Below are 19,359 nucleotides of genomic sequence, written 5' to 3'. Positions count from 1 at the left end.
AACTTACTTTAACCTAGATGATCACCACAGCCATGGCTCCTCCTAATGCTGCAAATACAGCTGATACAAATGCTGTGGTAAATAACCACCAAGAAGCTGTAGCTGCGGCTTTGCGGGTTTCTTCTGCTTGTCTTTGTGCTTGATCTTTTAACTCTTCCAGACGGCGTTGAGTTTCTTGGTGGATCCGTTCAGCACGTTGCAAGACGCTATTGCGTACCCGCTCAATTTGTTCAATAATGTTGTTGGCATCAGCTGGAGAAATGTCTTCACGGGAACTGATAATCGCCACCAGAGTATCCCGGTCACAAGCTGACAGGCGGTGACGTAAAGCTTCAAACCCCGCCTGTGGATCATCAAATAAGGTGCGAAGATCGCCCTTGATGCCATCATAATTCAATTCTGGGCGCTCTAAGGAGTTGAGATAGTTACGGATCCGGGCGAAAATCCCTTCGATCACATCTTGAATCCGCCTTTGAATACTATGTACTTGTTCGACAAATTGATCACGTACGGAGATGATATGATCGGCAATTCTGGCTGCTTCTTCATCAGTCATATCTTCCCGAATTTTCAGTAAAGCCATGACTGTGGAACGGTCAAAATGAGCCAAGCGATCGCCCAGGGTTTCCATTCCCACTTGGGGATCATGCAATAATATTTGTAAGTCGCGCTTAATGGCCTCTGGATTGAGTTCATCCTTACCAGTTTGCCGCAAATACTCTTCTAAATAAGCTGCAAATGTTGACATTCTTTGCTGTGTCCGGGTGGCGAGACGACGCGGCGCACCGAGGATATTACGGATGGCGGTTTGCACAGAATTAATCACTTCATTAACTTGTTCTGCACTCAAATCTCGCCGTTGACTGAGTAAGCTAACTAAGGTGTCCCGGTCTACCTGAGACAAACGCCGGCGCAGGGCTACCATCCCCTCTCTGGGGTTGTAAAATAGTCTGTTAAAATCTCGTTGAATGCCTTCAGGGTTTAATTCTTCTTTACCAGTCTGGCGTAAATAATCGGCAATAGTAGTTATAACTGAGTCGTACTGTTGTTTCCAGGCTTGAGGTGTATGGCGGATATTGTGCCAAGATTCTTCTACAGTGTCAATAATTTGATTAACTTGCTGTTCACTCAAATCTTGGCGCTGACTGAGTAAGCTAACTAAGGTATCCCGGTCAAACCGAGCTAATCGGACCCGCAGAGCAATAATTCCTGATTGGGGGTCTTCCAGTAGCTTCTGCAAATCAGCGCGAATCCCATCAGGGTTTAACTCAGCTTTACCAGTATTGCGCAGATATGATTCTAAATTTAACCATAAGGTTTCGGCGTGATGTTTGGCTTGTTCGGCCAATCCTTGAGATTCTATTAACACCCGTTGGCGCTGGTTTTCTAACTCGTTGAGAATGGGGTTGACTTCTTCTGTGGGAATATCATTTCGTGCTAGCAATATCTCCCGTATTTCCTGGCGATCTAATTGTGATAGTCGTAAACACAGGGTTTCGTAATCTGCCTGTGGATCTGCTAATAATGGTTTAAAGTGCTGCTCAAGTCCTCCTGGAGTTAATTCTGCTTTATTAGCAACAAGTAAATAACTTTCTATGCGGCGTTGCAAGTCTTGTTTAATCTGCCTTTCTTGAGCATCACTGACTATGACTAATACCTCTTGGCGAACAGTTTCTAGCTGGTGAGCAATGCGCTGGATTTGTTCTTGGGTGAGTATTCCCCGTTGTTGGAGAGTACGGGCAAAATCCTGGCGAGAAAGTCGCTCTAGCTCCCTTTTGACTATACCTGGGTCTGCCTCTGGGTCATAGATGACATCACGAAATTCTGCTGCTATTCTCTCAGGACTGAATTGCCAAGCATAGGTATTGAGTAGATAGTTTTCTACATCAGCGCGAATGGGACTATAGGGTTCTGATGTGAGAGGTAACCCCAGTTTTTCTCCTTGGGCGGTGAGTTTCTCCTTAGCGGTTGTGAGCGATCGCCAAATTGTTTCTACATCTATATCTGATAAATCTGCCCTTCCCAAGACAATACCCGTAAGTGTAGTCATGACCTGTTGTAAGGTTTGTTGCATTATACCCGGTTGTTTTGCTTCCTGAGGAGTCCGCATTTCTGCTATTAACCGGTCTAATTTGGCGTTGAGTTCATCTGTCTTCCCTTGTCCTGGGGGGAGTGACTTCAAATAGTTAACCAACTCACTCAAATTGTCTGGGATGGGTTTTTGCTGACTAACTACCTGTTGCCAAACTTTGTATATTCTATCACTGATAAGCTTAACCTCTCTGGGAGAAAGGTCTGTACGACTGCTGACTAAATCCCTAAACCTTTGGCGGTCAATGTTGCGCAGATCTGGACTACCTGCGATCTCTGACAATTGTTGATCTTTGAGTAGATTTTCCACCTCCCTACCAATGTGGGATATATCCCATTGTGGGGGGCGCAGCCGTTCTAGGTAATCTTCTATATTTTCCCGAATACTATCCGGGTCAATAACATTCCCTAATTCCCGACCCACAGTAGCAGCTGCTGCTTCAGCGGTTGCTACCACCTGTTGATTCGCCGCCTTTGCACCGAGTGCAGCCGTAGCAGTCCCCATAATTGCCTGAAAACCCGAAGTTGCTGAATTGACTACCGAACCAACTAAGGAACCCACAGTGGTCGAACTTACCCACACCAGGAGCAAAAAGTATGCACCCCAAATAACTAATCCCAGAATTGCTCCTAGCCTGGGATCTAATACTAGTAGACTTAATTTAACTGCCAGGAAGCAAGCTATAAATAAAGCGATGGTAACAGTAACTAAAGTCCATAACCCCAATGCGGTACCAATTCTGCGAATGGTACCGCCGAAACTTCCCACTTCCCCAACTGCTGTATCGGAGTCAGATGGGCGCCCCAAGTAGGAAATACCAGCCGCTACCGAAAGATTAGTTAACACTAATTGGAAAGCAAACGCTAGGATTACACCGGAGATTAAAGCGACAAAAAAGCGCGGGCCAGAATTGATCAATGATACTTGGGCTGGCGTAACACCAGTGGGGACTACCGGAGTCTGTGCTACCCACAATAATGGCTTGTAAACTTCCAGGATGTTTTCCGTAAATTCAAACATTATATTTCCTTCTTCTAAGTTGAAACTTGGGGAATATCATAAATTTCAGGCGCAGGAAGTCAACATAATATATTTATTTGGTATGTCTATGGTTTGCTCAATTTTTTACCACTTTCAGAATCATGGCATTGAGGCATTTTAGGCATCTCTCTTAAGTTATAAAAATCTATCTATCCCTCTGGATAAGTTTAATTATTTAACAAGTAATTATGGTTTTTTTATCAACCTGGAATAGATGAGAATATAGCCTAGTTATGCTATAATTAGGAAGTTTAATTTTAGCAATTTACTCGTGATTGTTAGCGCCGAAACTATATTTTTATGATCACAGATATGATGTATAATATGATTATTAAGTGTTAAGAATACCCAGGAGTAATTTGAACTCAAATATACTAATACTTATGATGGTGAAAGTTGCCATCACCCCCTAAAGGTGGATATGCTGATAACTATCAACTACTGATAATCAACCGTAAGAAGTGTGTCTATTTTGTACCTACAGACGGAAAGCAAATTACTGATAAACAAGTAAATTAAGGTTAAGTAATAAATAATCTTGGATAATAAAAATGGAAACTCGAGAGACGCGTTCTTCGACAGATTTACCACCAGTAGCCCTAGAATACAATGGCAGAGATAGGAATGCATTTCTATTTGGCTGGACTCCTCAAGCTGAAATCTGGAATAGTCGGTTAGCAATGATTGGCTTTCTAGCCTATTTACTTTGGGATGTAGCTGGATATAGTGTTCTTCGGGACGTGCTGCATCTGATTGGTCGTTAACCATTAAAAATTCAATAATTAGTAGGATTTAGGAGTAAAAAACATGGAAACTAGAGAACCTCGTCCTTCTACAGATTTACCGCCAGTAGCTACAGCTTATAACGGTGTTGACCGCAACGCCTTTCTGTTTGGTTGGAACCCTCAAGCAGAACTATGGAATGGCCGCTTGGCAATGATTGGCTTTCTGGCCTACCTAATTTGGGATTTAGCAGGATATAGCGTTTTGCGGGACATACTCCACATTATGAGATATTAGTCTTGAAGATGCTAGGACTAAATCAAGAGTAATTGCTAGTTCCAAAATAAACATCCACAGTTCTTAACTCTTCAATAATACAAATCAAAATTCAGAAGACGGTACCCAAATTGGTAACCGTCTTTTCAATAACTGGCTTAACCCCTGGAACCCTACCCACTGGTGATGACTATCAAAAAAGAAAACGAACCATCACATATAACCCTAACACTACAAGTTGTACAATCATAACTGGTAAGCCATAATGAAGAAAAGTTTTAAAAGAAATGGGACGACCGTGTTGCTCAGAAATACCTGCGGCTACTATGTTAGATGATGCTCCTACTAAAGTACCATTTCCTCCTAAGGTTGCACCAAACATCATAGCGTAAAACATAGGTAGCACTTCCGGGGGAAATTGTCCATCAAAATTGGAAGCTAGAACTTCTGGACTGACTAATCCCACTGTGACAAGATATTGTTTAAGCAAAGGAACCATCCCTACTACTAATGGAATATTGGGTACTAGACTGGATAATATCCCCACAAAAAACAATAAAACTAAAGAACCCAGAAAAATATTTTTACCGATAATTATTGCTAATATACCTGATAAAGCATTAATTACTCCTGTTTTTTCCAGTCCCCCAATTAGCACAAAAATACTCATGAAAAATATTAATGTACTCCAGTCAACATCTCGCAGTATATGGTTAACAGAATCAATTTTACTGTGGTGAGATAGTAGCAAAGCTAAAGCTGCACCTAATAAAGCCGCGGCCGCTGGTGAAATAGGTATGGGTAGAGATTCCCCGATGACAAAAAATATTAATACTAAAGCTACAATTACCCCACCCACCATTACAACTTGCGGGTGGTTGATTTGTGGGTTTGGGAGTTCTGCTAAACTAGATAGTTTAGTATGCCAAATTTTGCGGAATAAAATTGGTAGAAATAGTATGATCACACCGACAGCAATCACTCCTCCTAAGCTTAAATTGTATAGATAATCTATAAAGCTGATATTGACTGCATCGGCCACAATAAAGGTAGCAGGATCACCCACTAGGGTCAGTAGTCCAGCACTATTAGCAACTAAAACCATTAAAATTAGTAGAGGAACAAAATTTATTTCTAACTCTTGTGCCATTGGCGGAATTAAAGGCGCTAATAACATCACTGTTGTAGCATTGGGTAGAACTGAACAGACAACAGTAACAATTCCTACAATACTGATGAGAAGACGTTTGCCTTCGCCTTGAGCAAAGAGTACTATTTTAGTAGCTAAATAATCAAATACTTTCGTAGACTCAAATGCCCGCACAAATACCATAATGCCGAAAAATAAACCCAGTGTTGCATGGCTTTTACTGATATAGTCAATTGCTTCCTGCAAACTCATAATATTAGTAAAAACTAATATTAATGCTCCTAGAAACGCAGCAATAGTTAGATGCATCCATTCAGTTATAACTAAGGCAATCACGCCCAAAAATGTGAAAAAACTCAGAAAAGCCTGCCAATTTTCCACAATACACCTCTGGAGTCCAAGGAAATTATATTTTCTGGAAAAAAGCCACCTGAATATAGGTGACTTTTCTGCAATTTTCATTCAATAGAAAATTGTTTTAATTTGATCGCACGCAATATTTATTCATTAAGAGAATGGGGTATGCCTAAAACAGCACAGGGAAAATTAGAACCCAGCATCTGTACCATGGTATGATGAGCAGATTTACATCCCAAAAATAGGATATCAGCAGCTTCTAATTCCACCACATTTTTTAGTTCTTTGGCCACGCAACCAAACCTCAGATGAGATTTAAAATAACTTTGCCATTCTTCGGCTAGGCTGCGCGCTTGCCACAAAACTCTATCTGCTTGCTGAAGAGGAAGAATGTATTCTTTCGATAAATATTGTGTTGTTACCCTGGAATTTGATGGAGTTGGGGTAGGAAGATGAGATTGGGATAATTGACTTACCTGAGACTCTATATCTGAGGAATTTAGAAACTGATTATGTTGATTCTCTACTACATACACAGCCTGCACATTCACTTGTACATTGGTCGCTAAACGGGTTTGCTGTGCAATACATAAAGCTATATCTAGCGCAGTATGACTATTAGGTGAACCATGATAAGCAACGATTATTTTGGGAGACTTAAATTCTTGAGAAAAGGGTTTTTTGCGCTCTGGTAATAGTACCATTTGCTCAGTTAAATTGTCTCTACCTATGGCGCTTTGCAGACGCACTAACATTGGCTTTATATTCACAATTTCGACTTCTCCCCAAAGAAACAAGTTATGAATGAGAAGTAGGTTAAAAACGGATATAGTATATCCCCAAGATATAATCAGTAATATCCGCAAAGAAACTCCAATAACAACTGGTGTTAAAGCCAAAGTTTTGGGAGTTCCTTCCATTGCCGACGAAGTTAGCTGACGGGCTAAGACTGGAAGGTGTCTCTCTTAAGATTAGCCCCAAACATTGGTTCCTCCGTTTTAAATTCAATCAATTTTGATGAATTTAAATTAGGCTACCCACTCAACAAATCATAGTCTAATTTGACCAGATTCAACCAGTTGTAATAAAAATTAGTATAACTATAGAACTTTAGGTGTAATAAAAATCAATAATTGAGAGATAATTCTATGTATATTTAGGTATAAGTAGTTTGATTCTCATAGTAAAGTAGGAGTTAGGCTGAATGTGCGAAAAATTGCTATGCTAAAAGCCGAGACTCGCTATTATGTCAACCATGCCCGCGCCTACTATTAACCCTACAATCACAGCCTTCCCCTTGACAGCTGTAGTTGGTCAAGAAGCAATTAAATTAGCCTTGCTGTTAGCAGCAGTTGATCCTGGTTTAGGAGGAGTGGCGATCGCCGGCCGTAGAGGTACGGCAAAATCAGTAATGGCGCGTGCTATCCACGCCTTACTACCACCCATCGAAGTTGTGAAAGGCTCGATGAGTAACTGCGATCCCAACCGCCCAGAAGACTGGGATGATGATCTGTTAGCAGAGTACGCAGATCAAGATATTACAGAAGTACCCACGGAAATTATTCCGGCGCCCTTTGTCCAAATTCCCTTGGGAGTCACAGAAGACAGATTATTAGGTTCTGTAGATGTAGAACAGTCTGTCAAACAAGGTGATACAATTTTTCAGCCGGGGTTACTCGCCACAGCTAACCGAGGGGTGCTGTATGTGGATGAGTTGAATTTATTAGATGACCAAATATCAAATCAGCTGCTCACAGTTTTATCGGAGGGACGTAACCAAATTGAGCGGGAAGGGATTAGTTTTCAGCATCCTTGCAAATCCTTATTTATAGCCACCTATAACCCAGAAGAAGGAGCATTAAGGGAGCATTTACTTGATAGAATTGCCATCGCTCTTTCTGCTGATGGCGTCCTGGGCTTAGATCAAAGAGTAACAGCTGTAGAGCAAGCGATCGCCTATGCGAAATCCCCCCATGCATTTCTGGAGCAATACGCGGAAGATTTAGACGGGTTAAAAACCCAAATTATCCTAGCGCGGGAATGGTTGAAAGAAGTAACCATTACCTCAGAACAAATTACCTATTTAGTCAATGAAGCTATTCGCGGAGGAGTGGAAGGACATCGCGCCGAATTATTCGCCGTGCGTGTAGCTAAAGCAGCCGCGGCTTTAGAAGGAAGGACAACAGTCAACGCCGAAGATTTACGCCGGGCTGTGGAGTTCGTCATTGTACCACGTTCAACAATTGTGCAAACTCCACCACCAGACCAACCACCACCACCACCGCCACCACCCCCTCAAAATCAACAAGAAGAAGACCAACAAGACCAGGAAGACCAAGAAGACCAACAAGAAGAACAACAAGAAGAACAACAAGAACAAGAACCCCCCGACGTTCCAGAGGAATTTATTTTTGACCCAGAAGGGGTAATTCTGGATGACAGTGTGCTCTATTTTGCCCAAATGGCCAAGCGTCAGGGCAAATCTGGCAGTCGCAGTATGATTTTTTCGGAAGACCGGGGACGCTATATTAAGCCCATGTTGCCGAAAGGGAAAGTGCGGCGTATTGCGGTAGATGCTACCCTCAGAGCGGCTGCACCCTATCAAAAGGCCAGAAGGGCAAGACACCCCGGTAAAACAGTTATTGTGGAGCAAAGCGATATCCGTGCCAAGCGCTTGGTACGCAAAGCGGGAGCCTTGATAGTATTTGTAGTGGATGCTTCGGGTTCCATGGCTCTCAACCGGATGCAATCAGCTAAAGGGGCGGTGATGCAACTGTTAACGGAGGCTTATCAAAACCGTGACCAAGTAGCATTGATTCCTTTCCGGGGAGAACAAGCAGAAGTATTGTTACCTCCAACCCGTTCTATAGCTTTGGCACGTAACCGCCTAGAAAGATTACCTTGTGGTGGTGGTTCACCCTTAGCACATGGTTTAACTCAAGCGGTGCGTGTAGGTGTCAATTCAGAAATGAGTGGAGATGTAGGACAAGTTGTAATTGTGGCAATTACGGATGGTCGGGGTAATATTCCCTTAGCGCGGTCTCTAGGTGAACCATTAGAACCAGGAGAAAAGCCAGACATTAAAGCAGAACTATTAGATATTGCCGGGAGAATTCGCGCCGGAGGAATGCAGCTATTGGTAATTGATACCGAGAGTAAATTTGTCTCCACGGGTTTTGCTAAGGAATTAGCACAAACAGCCGGAGGTAAGTATTATCATTTGCCTAAAGCTAGTGATAAAACCATCGCGGCGATGACTAAAGGTGCGATCGCGGATCTGAAATCGCGATAATTAGCACTATCACCAGGCCACCTAGCTATTAATAGGAAATGTTGGTATAAATGGAGGTAAAGCGAATGTTTATCTCTCCAAAATGGACTTATGAGCAATACCAGCAACTTTCGCGATGCTATTCGCGAGGCTAGAACTCAGTCGCTGATTGGCCCCAATGTCATTGCCAATGCCCTACCCTATGTTGGTGGTGGTCTGGTGCTAACCGCCTTGGGAACCTATGGTGGTTTGGGCGTTATCCGTACCAATCCCGCTATATTCTTCCCCACATTCATCGGGGCGATGATTGTGGAGTTAATTTTATTTTTTGTCGCCCGTAATGTTGCTGAAAAAGGCAATAAGACTGTAGCATTACCTCTATTAGCAACCTACGGGTTGTTATCTGGATATACCCTGAGTGGTTTAGTCTTCCTGGCTTTGCAAACCCAAGGGGTAGGTATTCAAGGTGTAGGGTTGGCAGCCCTAGGTTGTGGTATCACCTTTATTGTCGCCCGTCAAATTGGCTCCAATCTCTCGGAAAATGACGGCATGGCCTTGACCAAAACTATCCGCTTAGGGGTGATGGCCTTGGTAGTTGTGGTCTTGACCCAATTTGTATTGGCGATGTTTGGTGTTTACACCCCCAGTTGGTTAGAAATTGGTATCTCCGGTTTGGGTGTATTTCTATTTGTTGGGGTATCCGTGGTTGATTTCTACATCTTGCCCCGTACGTACAAGGATGACCAATATCTACCGGCGGCCTTGTCTATGTACCTCACCTACATCAACTTGTTTGTGTTTATCTTACGGTTATTAATTGCCTTGAATAGTCGGGATTAAGCACATATCAACTGCCCCATCCCCCCTCTGGGAGGGGCTGATAAATTATTTTTAATGGCATTTTCTGAGCCGATTTGGCAAAAGCCAATTTGAGTAATGCTAATCTCAGTGGAGCTAACTTGACAGCAGCAGACCTAGAGGAAGTGAATTTCACAGGGGCAAATCTCAGAGGGGCAAATTTTCAAGGTGCGGATTTAGAAGCAGCCAATTTCACTAATGCAGATGTTACCGGAGCCAACTTTACAGCAGCAGACCTAGAAGGAGTAATCGGGTTGAGGAGATAATGATCAGATCAAGTTAACCCCCGACTCAAAGCCAGTGAGGTAACTGCGTTTATTTTTGTAAGTTTACGGCAGTACTACAAGAGAAGTCACCCAATTACAGCTACAATCGAAAATAAATCAACTTAACAATATCCATCAAAAGCGCTCCCCAATTTAGCAAGCTCTATGGAAGTACTAGAACTAAAAAGAGAAATTGAAACATTGTCCGGTCGTCTGGGTAAAGCCCAGGACTATCTTTGACATACCTGCACTGAATGCCAAAATACAAGACTTAGAACAAATCGCAGCACAGCCAGAATTTTGGGACGACCAGACAGAAGCTCAAAAAACACTGCAGGAACTCAACGAGCTTAAAGACCATCTAGAACAATATCATCAGTGGCAAGCTAGCCTGGAAGATACCAAGGCCGTAGTGGAGTTATTGCAACTAGAAACCGATACGGCACTATTACAAGAAGCAGAATCTACAGTTACTCAGTTAAACCGGGAACTAGACCAGTGGGAATTACAACAGTTACTTTCTGGTCTCTATGATACTGAGGGGGCAGTATTGACAATTAATGCTGGTGCTGGTGGTACAGATGCCCAAGACTGGGCTTTTATGCTGATGCGAATGTATACCCGTTGGGCGGAAGCTCACGGCTACAAGGTAAGTTTATCTGAGGAGTCCGAGGGGGATGAAGCAGGTATAAAATCAGCAACACTGGAAATTACCGGACGCTATGCTTATGGTTATTTGCGATCGGAAACAGGCACCCATCGCTTAGTACGCATTTCACCTTTTAATGCTAATGGCAAGCGACAAACCAGTTTTGCCGGGGTGGAAGTGATGCCACAGTTAGATCACTCTGTTCAACTGGACATTCCCGAGAAGGATTTAGAAATCACTACATCCAGGGCTGGGGGTAAAGGTGGGCAGAATGTCAACAAAGTAGAAACCGCAGTACGCATTGTTCACTTACCCACTGGTATTGCAGTACGTTGTACTGAAGAACGCTCTCAGTTGCAAAACAAAGAGAAAGCCCTGGCGCGCCTTAAGGCTAAACTGCTGGTGATTGCTAGAGAGCAAAAAGCCCAAGAGGTGGCTGAAATTCGTGGTGATATGGTGGAAGCTTCTTGGGGAAACCAAATTCGCAATTATGTTTTTCACCCTTACCAAATGGTCAAGGATTTGCGTACCAATGTGGAAACAACAGCAGTGGGTGATGTGATGAATGGTGAGCTTGATTTGTTTATTCAAGCTTATCTCCGGCAAGAAAGCCAGCTAGTAGAAAACAGTCCTATCTAAGCTCAAATGTAGGGGCGAGTTTAATTGACTGTTGCTGACTCCCCCTCTGATCAGTTTTCTGGACATAAATCGGTAAAATTCCAATCAACTCCCAGGTAAACTGTTACATTGATAGATAAAAGAGTGTTTTAGTCAAAATATTATGAACATATTATGAACAACTCCCCCACAGAACCCAAACCTAGCTACGTAAAACTTGCCATGCGAAATATGGTGCGCAAGGGAGGTACCTCCATGAAACACTTTGCGCTTACTGCTGTAGGGCTTTTAGCTGTGTTAGTGGGTCTTGCTTACCTAACTCGCTAGGAATTAACCAACATGAAAACCCGTGAGGAGAGTTGATAACTGGTGCAAGTTGAACTAGATGTCCAGGATTTGTTTTCCCCATCCTCTTCAGGGGAAGTTATAGATTTTGAGTATAAGTATATTCCGGTTGCTAGGGAAACTTGGGAAGACTGGTTTGGTTGCTGGTTGTCAAGTCTACAACTTGATCTTCCACCAGCACCTGGTTATGAAATCGGGCTGCGTTTGACAGATGATCGGGAAATTCAATCATTAAATGCTGAATATCGTCATCAAGATCAAGCAACAGATGTTTTATCTTTTGCTGCACTGGAAGTAGATTTTCCTGAAAATCCGGAAATGCAGGATGAACCTTTGTATCTAGGTGATATTGTCATTTCAGTAAATACGGCTCAACGTCAAGCTCAACAACAGGGGCACAGTTTACCAACCGAATTAGCTTGGTTAGCAGCCCATGGGCTATTACATCTGTTGGGTTGGGATCATCCAGATGAAGATCAGTTAATGCAAATGCTGCAACAGCAAGTAAAATTACTTAAATTAGTAAGTATTGATTTTGATATAGAATACTAAATAGTATTTATCTCAGGAAATGTTTATAATACTGCTGTTGAAAATTGCCTCAAAGTTGATTGCCTGATCGGAAATTGTCACATTAGTGAGATTGTTCTGTAATTACTTTATCATTCTTTTTTAGGCTTATGTCCCAACAAGTTTCCCCTCCATCGACACAAAAGTACCTACCAAGGCTGATTACTAAGGAACGGGAACTGTCCTGGCGAGTTGCTTCTAATTTATTCATCAGCTTTAAATATGCTTGGGCTGGAATTAGCTACAGCTTTCACACTCAGCGCAACTTTCGCATCCACCTGATTGTATGTACTGTGGCGATCGCCTTAAGCATTCTCCTGCAGCTGCAAGCGGTAGAAATTGCCGTGATTAGTATAACCAGTGGTTTAGTATTAGCATTGGAATTAGTCAATACAGCCATTGAGTCCGTGGTTGATTTAACAGTCAAGCAGACGTATCATGAGTTAGCCAAAATTGCCAAAGATTGCGCCGCCGGTGCTGTCCTGATATCGGCTTTAGTAGCTGTGGTGGTGGCGACTACCCTGTTGCTACCGCCTCTAGTGATTTTAATTCTGTCAAATTTCTAGATAAAAACCAGGAGTAATCGGCTTTGATTATAGTCATCGATAATTATGACAGTTTTACATATAATTTGGTCCAGTATTTGGGAGAACTAGCAGCAGAGTTTCCTGTGGCCTCAGATATTCAAGTTTTTCGCAACGACAAAATTACAGTAGAGGAAATTCGGGCCTTAAATCCCGATCTAATAGTAATTTCTCCTGGGCCTGGTCGTCCAGAAAACGCCGGCATCTCCCAAGATGTGATTAAACAGCTAGGTCACAACTTACCAATTTTGGGTGTTTGCTTAGGGCATCAAAGCATTGGTCAAGTATTCGGTGGTAAAATCGTCTCAGCTACGGATTTGATGCATGGTAAAACTTCCCAAGTGTCTCACGCGGGAGTAGGTGTTTTCCAGGGTTTAGAAAATCCGATGGTAGCCACCAGATATCATAGTTTAGTGATTGACCGTGACACCTGCCCAGAAGTGTTAGAAATCACTGCTTGGGTTGAGGATGGTACTATTATGGGAGTGAGACACCGGAACTATCCTCACATTCAGGGCGTCCAGTTTCATCCAGAGAGTGTTTTAACATCTTCAGGAAAGCAGTTATTACGAAACTTTCTGGAACAATTACAGCCGACAGGGTAATTTATGAAACGACGAGAGTTGATGGGCTATGCTGGTACAGGGTTAGTGACAGCACTGTTGAGTAATTTAGGTTCCCACCTCAAAGCTGAAGCACAATCTCAGGCTTTATCAGTTCAGTGGTTGGGTCATACTTGCTTTTTATTTACTGGTAGCCGTGTCAGGATTTTGGTCAATCCATTTCACACAGCTGGCTGTACAGCTGGCTATCGTCCGCCCCGAGTCGAGGCGGATTTAGTCATGATTAGCAGTCAATTACGAGATGAAGGTGCTGTAGATGGACTACCGGGAACCCCCAAGTTAGTAAATACTCCTGGTGCTTACGAGTTTAAAGGTATTCAGTTACAGGGAATTACTATAGACCATGATCGTAAAGGTGGTAAACAATTTGGGATGAATACCGCTTGGAGTTGGGAGCAAGGGGGAATTAAGATTCTCCATTTAGGAGGTGCTGCTGGGCCGATTGGGATTGAGCAACAAATCTTGATGGGTCGTCCTGATCTGTTGTTAATTCCAGTAGGCGGTAGCGATAAGGCTTATAATGCCCAAGAAGCCCAGCAGGTGATTGGGTTGTTAAATCCTAAGTTGGTAATTCCCACTCACTACCGTACACAAGCAGCTAATGATGTATGTGATCTTGCACCGGTGGATGAATTTCTCAGTTTGATGCAGGGCATGACTGTAAGTCGTAGTAATAATGATATAATTAATATTAGTGCTAATAATCTGCCAGAAAAAAGTGAGATCCGCGTTTTAACCTATAAGTTTTAATTAACACTTTGATTAATACAACATTTCTCGGTTAATAGAGGCAATTAATCAATTGCCTCTATTGTAATTTCAGACTGTCAATCTCCAAAAATCACTTTTAGGCAGTGAACCATTCTGGTGTAAATCTATCTTCTTCGGCCACAAAAGACTCAGTTGCTATTGTTCCATCCATAGACCAAATTTTATCTACGCCTGTTTGTGTATCACGCCAGTAGATATCAGTTGTACCATTCCCATCAAAATCTCCTAGTGACAGGACTAAACCCGGCTCAGTTGTGGGTAGGAAGGCTTCAGAAGTGACTCTTCCGCCATCCATAATCCAGGCGGTATTCTCACCGGTTACCTGATTATGCCAGAAGATATCAGTTTTACCGTCGCCATTAAAGTCACCAATGGATGATGTCCAGGATGAGTCTAATGTTGTTAAATTAGATTCGGTAATTATTATACCGTTCATTGTCCAAATCTTGTTCTCTCCTGTTTCACTGTTACGCCACAGGATATCAGTTCTCAAGTCACCGTTAAAATCGCCTAGGGTAAAGTCCCAAGATGAGTCTTTTGATTCCAGAGCAAATTCGTTTTTAGTGGTTCCATTCATCAACCAAATCTTATTCTCTCCGGTTTCGCTATTGCGCCAGAAGATATCACTTCTACCATTACCGGTGAAATCAACAATAGTAGGTGTATAAGATGTTTCTACTGCTTCCACTAGGGAGGCATCCACAACATTCACACCATCCATTGTCCAAATAGCAGTTTGACCGTTTTCGGTATTATGCCAGAAAATATCGGTTTTGCGATCGCCATTAAAGTCGCCAATTTGTGATGTCCAAGTTGGGTCCACTTTATCTAAGGCTACTGTATTAGCAATTCTTGTACCATCCATGAGGACAATGCGATTTTCCCCTGTGACTTGATTACGCAACAAGAAGTCAGTTTTACCATCACCATTGAAATCAGCAATGGCGTAACTCATAGATGATAGGTCAAATTGTCCCAGGGAAGCTTCTTGCTGCACTCTGGCGCCGTCCATAAGGCGAATGATAATTTCCCCTGTTTGACTATTGACCCACACCTGATCTGCTTTACCATCACCGTTGAAATCAGGGACAATGGCCGCACTGGTTAAATAAGGATTAGGGTTGGGGTTAGCTCCTCCAAATAAATCTCCCAAGAAATTTGGCATTTGTGGGAGAAAATTGACTTGTGATGAACTACTACTCATTGGTAAATCAGTATCTAATCCAGGAGAATTAGATACTAAGAGCGCTGATTTTGCCAAAGATTGATCATATGAATTTTGTATCGTCTCGTCAAATACAGAAGGGTTTTGTTGTGTAGGCATACTGTTTTCTTATCACTGGTGGTTATCCAATTTTTATCTCTTTTTTTGGATGAATTTCTGTATTTAAAAAACATTATTTTTGGTTGAAAATCTACTTACTAAACATTTAGTTTTTATAAATGTCAGGGTTTTTATATGATCTAGCAATTCAGGGATAATTTGATTTAATTATCATTTTTTCCAGACAATATAACCATAGTGTTTTGATTCCCTAACTTGATGAGAGAACATATATATTTGAATATGATTAACTGGCAATTATTTAATTGATTAAATACAGATAGTGACTATGTAAATCAATATTGGCTAAAATAATTGATATCAGGAGCAACTGACCTAATCTACATGGTTTTGAAGTGTACAATAATACTAAAAGTCAAAATTTAAGTAGCTATGCAAGCAGAATATCAACAACGTCGCCAAGAATTCATGGCAAAAATTGGTAATGGTACGGCGATTTTTCGCAGTGCGCCCATGGCGGTGATGCATAATGATGTTGAATACACTTATCGCCAAGATAGTGATTTTTTCTATCTGACCGGGTTTAATGAACCTCAAGCAGTAGCAGTGTTAGCACCACACCACCCAGAACATCGCTTTATATTGTTTGTGCAACCAAAGGATAGAGAAAAGGAAGTTTGGACTGGTTACGTTTGTGGGGTGGATGGAGCTAAAGAAATTTATGGCGCAGATGCTGCTTACCCTATAGGGGAACTGGAGGAAAAATTACCCCAATATTTGGAGAAGGCTGATCGCATTTACTATCATTTCGGCCGCGATCGCACTTTTAATGATATAATAATCAAGAACTACCAAAGTTTACTGCGAACCTATCCCAAACGTGGTACAGGTCCAGTAGGGATTTCAGACACCGGAACTATTCTCAGCACCATGAGATTAGTAAAAAGTGAGGCGGAATTAGAATTAATGCGCCAAGCGGCGGCGATCGCCGCAGAAGCACATAACCGCGCCAGAGAATTTACATCCCCTGGACGTTATGAATACGAAATTCAGGCGGAAATAGAACATATTTTTAGGTTGCGGGGCGCAATGGGTCCAGCTTATCCTTCTATTGTGGCTTCTGGTGTGAATGCTTGTGTATTGCATTACATCGAAAATCAACGGCAAATGCAGGATCAAGAATTGCTGCTGATTGATGCTGGTTGTGCTTATGGTTATTACAACTCTGATATTACCCGGACATTTCCCGTAGGGGGTAAGTTTACCCCAGAACAAAAGACATTGTATGAAATTGTTTTAGAAGCCCAAAAACAGGCGATCGCCCAAGTCAAACCAGGTAACACTTTTCACGCGGTTCATGATGCGGCTGTGCGTGTAATTACTCAAGGTTTAGTAGAAGTTGGTATTCTCAGGGGCGAAGTTGACAAGTTAATAGAAGAAGAAAAGTATAAACCCTATTATATGCACCGCACCAGTCATTGGCTAGGTTTAGATGTCCATGATGTGGGTGTGTACCAGTACGGTGAAGATAAACCCCAGATTTTACAACCCGGTCAAGTGCTAACAGTGGAACCAGGAATTTATATAGTCCCAGACACCAAATTACCAGAAGATCAACCAGAAACCGATCCGCGTTGGGTAGGTATTGGTATTCGCATTGAAGATGATGTTTTAGTCACACCCACAGGTCATGAAGTATTAACCGCTGGGGTTCCCAAGGAAGTTACAGCAGTGGAAAGATAATATAAATGGGATGGTTTACCCATCCCTACAAATTTACAAGCAATTAAAGACTTTGAGCTTATTCAATAGGGAACCCAGGAATTAAACCATCAATTTCCTCCATTAACCGTAAGGTTTCCGTTAACACGACCACAATTTTTTGATAGTGGTTATTTTCTGCTACTGACAAGACACGATGACTATTCTTTCTATCTTTTAACCATTTATCCAATACTTGATATCCACCGATTTTAAATTCCCAGATATGTTGAGGAATATCTGTAAAATAGCTCTGTTTATTGATATACACTCTTTGCAGTTCGGAATTATAAGTTACTTCAGTAACTTGATTATCCCCCTGAGCGAATGTGGTAATTAAATTATTGAGGGTGGGAGATTTCATTAAATGTAAATTTACTAATTCTTCTCCTCTGGTAGTTAAGGACTTAAATAATTGCTTGTCACTGGTTAAGGGGAGACGGGGAAAATCTATTTTGAGAAATTCTGCGTATCTGCTGCGATAGGTGGGACTGTGAAATATAGCATAAGCGTAGTAAAGTATTTGTTCTGGGGTTGGTGTTTGACCTAGTTTGGTGTTGATGGTTTCTAGGAATTTGGGGGATAGATTAGGAGTTTTTTGTATAAATAGGTTGGTTTGGTCATTTTCTGTATTTGGGTAAATGTAGAGAGGGAAAACATAAGTTCTTTCTCTGCTTGCTGATGAAACAGAACATATTTCAGGAATTAAATCACTAATAAAGATATGTCTCCATCCTCTAATAGAAAGCTGACGAATACATAATAAACTTAGATTATCTTTAATTAAATGCTGTTTCAATGGTGGTCGTGGAAAGTCCATTGCTACTGTACTTAAATAACAGAAGCGCTGATCAAAAGGACGATATAAACAAGAGATTAAATCATCTTCCCAGGTTAGATTTTTTCTAACTTGTTTTCGTGCTTCACCTAAATTCCAATCCCTACTATCATGAATACTATATAATTCTTGCAAATTATCGTTAGATAAATCTTCAGAAATTAAATTGAGTATTCTTTGCTTAACAACATCTCTATCAAAATCTATTGCAAAGTTGTCTCTATGAGTAGTAAATCCACTAGAATTTACAGGGAAAATATCTGTAACACTCCAACCATGATCATATTCTGTAGTTAAATCAAAATCCTTGGGTGCGAAAAAGTAATTAGGTGCTGTAGGTTGTAACTGAATCCAATCAACATTATCTAAACTTGCAGATTCCAGAAACCTGTATTTATCCTCACGACTACCCCAGAGGTCATAATACCACACCCGCGCCATTTCCTTAACACCATCTCTGGACTTATAAGCAGCAGAAAAAGCATCAGGTTCGCTTTTTTCCCGGACAGCAATTAAAATTGCGACCCCCTGCTGAATATCAAACACATTTTGATCAACACTTCCATCCGGTGCGGTTTCTTTTAACAAAGAATTACCGTGTAAATCCATAATATATAAAGTATCGAAATACTTTAATAACTCCTCTCTCATCCCCCGATGAATTAACCCGTTGAGATAGGAATGATTAGTAATGAAACCAATAATCCCATAACCTTTAGGTGTTTTTTGAATTTGCTGTTGAGCAAACCGAATAAATTTAATATAATCATCATCCAAAGGTTGAATATTCTTTTCTTTTTCTAACCTGACCCGACCCTTATATAACTCTAAAAGTTCCCCAATATAGGTTAACTCAGTAATAGTTTTACCTGCTTTACCAGTTTTATAAATCCGATTCCAATCTGAACCCGTATATTCAATATCAGCTAAATACTTCTCATCTTGATTTAAAATTCTTTTGCGTTTACTCCCATTTTGGGAACTGACGGAATAGGGAGGGTTACCTAATACTACTATTACGGGAGTTTCGTTTTTGACTTTTCCTGCTTGACTTGATTCTTCTTCAAGAATTTCTGTAATCCCTGGAATTATATCGTCAAGAATTTCTGTGTTTATTCCCAGTTCTAATGCGTTAGTTAAATAAACTTTTAATCTTTCATCTGGGGCGAATTTATAACCCAAATCTCCTAATAATAAACCTAATTTTAAATGGGCGATGGTATAGGGAGTCATTAATAATTCAAAGCCAAAGAGACGGTTTAATAGTTTTACATCTCTTAA

The 19,359-nt window shown here is 41.4% G+C and carries 18 protein-coding genes and 1 riboswitch; of the genes, 13 read left to right on the top strand and 5 right to left on the bottom strand.

All coding sequences use genetic code 11. From position 1 onward, the window contains the following. Positions 1–13: 13 nt before the first annotated feature. The gene (locus tag IM676_RS18380) at positions 14–3,112 is read right to left on the bottom strand and encodes an ABC transporter permease (RefSeq protein WP_200988211.1); all 3,099 of its coding nucleotides are present in this window, start codon (positions 3,110–3,112) and stop codon (positions 14–16) included. Positions 3,113–3,684: 572 nt separating this feature from the next. Here IM676_RS18380 and IM676_RS18375 point away from each other — a divergent pair. Further along, positions 3,685–3,897 (top strand): chlorophyll a/b-binding protein, encoded by a 213-nt coding sequence (locus tag IM676_RS18375; RefSeq protein WP_200988210.1) that lies wholly within the window; start codon positions 3,685–3,687, stop codon positions 3,895–3,897. A 43-nt stretch (positions 3,898–3,940) separates the two neighbouring features. Continuing rightward, positions 3,941–4,153 carry a chlorophyll a/b-binding protein gene (locus IM676_RS18370; protein WP_200988209.1) on the top strand — a complete coding sequence of 71 codons (213 nt, stop codon included), beginning with the start codon at positions 3,941–3,943 and terminating at the stop codon, positions 4,151–4,153. Between the two features lie 172 nt (positions 4,154–4,325). On the opposite strand, the gene IM676_RS18365 is transcribed toward IM676_RS18370, so the two are convergent. Together IM676_RS18365 and IM676_RS18360 are read right to left on the bottom strand one after the other, a co-directional pair. Beyond that, entirely contained in the window at positions 4,326–5,663 is a 1,338-nt protein-coding gene (locus tag IM676_RS18365; protein WP_200988208.1) for an ArsB/NhaD family transporter, read from the bottom strand. 119 nt (positions 5,664–5,782) lie between these two features. Next, positions 5,783–6,394, bottom strand: a complete 612-nt coding sequence (locus IM676_RS18360) for a universal stress protein (RefSeq protein ID WP_200990277.1) — start codon at positions 6,392–6,394, stop codon at positions 5,783–5,785. A 49-nt stretch (positions 6,395–6,443) separates the two neighbouring features. On the opposite strand from IM676_RS18360, the gene IM676_RS20085 reads away from it, so the two are divergent. The 10 genes from IM676_RS20085 (at position 6,444) to IM676_RS18315 (ending at position 14,173) form a co-directional block, all read left to right on the top strand. Then, complete coding sequence (locus IM676_RS20085) at positions 6,444–6,578, top strand: hypothetical protein (RefSeq protein ID WP_263973149.1); 135 nt, start codon at positions 6,444–6,446, stop codon at positions 6,576–6,578. Next, positions 6,548–6,669: riboswitch (cyclic di-AMP (ydaO/yuaA leader) on the bottom strand. It overlaps the preceding gene by 31 nt. Before the next feature lie 225 nt (positions 6,670–6,894). Next, positions 6,895–8,931, top strand: coding sequence for a magnesium chelatase ATPase subunit D (gene bchD / locus IM676_RS18355; RefSeq protein WP_200988207.1), 2,037 nt, complete (start codon positions 6,895–6,897; stop codon positions 8,929–8,931). Positions 8,932–9,021: 90 nt separating this feature from the next. Then, positions 9,022–9,750, top strand: a complete 729-nt coding sequence (locus IM676_RS18350) for a Bax inhibitor-1/YccA family protein (RefSeq protein ID WP_200988206.1) — start codon at positions 9,022–9,024, stop codon at positions 9,748–9,750. Positions 9,751–9,824: 74 nt separating this feature from the next. After that, positions 9,825–10,034, top strand: a complete 210-nt coding sequence (locus IM676_RS18345) for a pentapeptide repeat-containing protein (protein ID WP_200988205.1) — start codon at positions 9,825–9,827, stop codon at positions 10,032–10,034. Between the two features lie 165 nt (positions 10,035–10,199). Next, positions 10,200–11,322 (top strand): peptide chain release factor 2 gene (gene prfB / locus IM676_RS18340; RefSeq protein ID WP_200988204.1). Its coding sequence is split into 2 segments (ribosomal slippage): positions 10,200–10,271 and positions 10,273–11,322, totalling 1,122 coding nucleotides; the frame shifts between segments, so codons are not numbered across the junction. A 153-nt stretch (positions 11,323–11,475) separates the two neighbouring features. Next, positions 11,476–11,628 carry a DUF3285 domain-containing protein gene (locus IM676_RS18335; RefSeq protein WP_200988203.1) on the top strand — a complete coding sequence of 51 codons (153 nt, stop codon included), beginning with the start codon at positions 11,476–11,478 and terminating at the stop codon, positions 11,626–11,628. 42 nt (positions 11,629–11,670) lie between these two features. Beyond that, positions 11,671–12,198, top strand: coding sequence for an rRNA maturation RNase YbeY (gene ybeY / locus IM676_RS18330; RefSeq protein ID WP_200988202.1), 528 nt, complete (start codon positions 11,671–11,673; stop codon positions 12,196–12,198). Between the two features lie 128 nt (positions 12,199–12,326). Further along, positions 12,327–12,782: a diacylglycerol kinase family protein gene (locus IM676_RS18325; protein ID WP_200988201.1), complete on the top strand. Its 456-nt coding sequence runs from the start codon at positions 12,327–12,329 to the stop codon at positions 12,780–12,782. 23 nt (positions 12,783–12,805) lie between these two features. After that, positions 12,806–13,405: an anthranilate synthase component II gene (locus IM676_RS18320; RefSeq protein ID WP_200988200.1), complete on the top strand. Its 600-nt coding sequence runs from the start codon at positions 12,806–12,808 to the stop codon at positions 13,403–13,405. 3 nt (positions 13,406–13,408) lie between these two features. Further along, positions 13,409–14,173, top strand: coding sequence for an MBL fold metallo-hydrolase (locus IM676_RS18315; RefSeq protein WP_200988199.1), 765 nt, complete (start codon positions 13,409–13,411; stop codon positions 14,171–14,173). 97 nt (positions 14,174–14,270) lie between these two features. Here IM676_RS18315 and IM676_RS18310 read toward each other — a convergent pair whose 3' ends face one another. Continuing rightward, positions 14,271–15,518 carry an FG-GAP repeat domain-containing protein gene (locus tag IM676_RS18310; protein WP_200988198.1) on the bottom strand — a complete coding sequence of 416 codons (1,248 nt, stop codon included), beginning with the start codon at positions 15,516–15,518 and terminating at the stop codon, positions 14,271–14,273. Positions 15,519–15,911: 393 nt separating this feature from the next. Between IM676_RS18310 and IM676_RS18305 the strand changes: the two genes are divergently transcribed. After that, on the top strand, positions 15,912–17,222 hold the full coding sequence (locus tag IM676_RS18305) for an aminopeptidase P N-terminal domain-containing protein (protein ID WP_200988197.1): 1,311 nt from the start codon (positions 15,912–15,914) through the stop codon (positions 17,220–17,222). A gap of 58 nt (positions 17,223–17,280) precedes the next feature. Here IM676_RS18305 and IM676_RS18300 read toward each other — a convergent pair. After that, positions 17,281–19,359 (bottom strand): type ISP restriction/modification enzyme (locus IM676_RS18300; RefSeq protein WP_318780257.1); only part of this gene is annotated, 2,079 nt, incomplete at its 5' end.

Origin of the sequence: Anabaenopsis elenkinii CCIBt3563, from assembly GCF_015245355.1 — a bacterium.
GTDB classification, from domain to species: domain Bacteria; phylum Cyanobacteriota; class Cyanobacteriia; order Cyanobacteriales; family Nostocaceae; genus Anabaenopsis; species Anabaenopsis elenkinii.
This window is presented reverse-complemented; position numbering and strand designations above follow the sequence as displayed.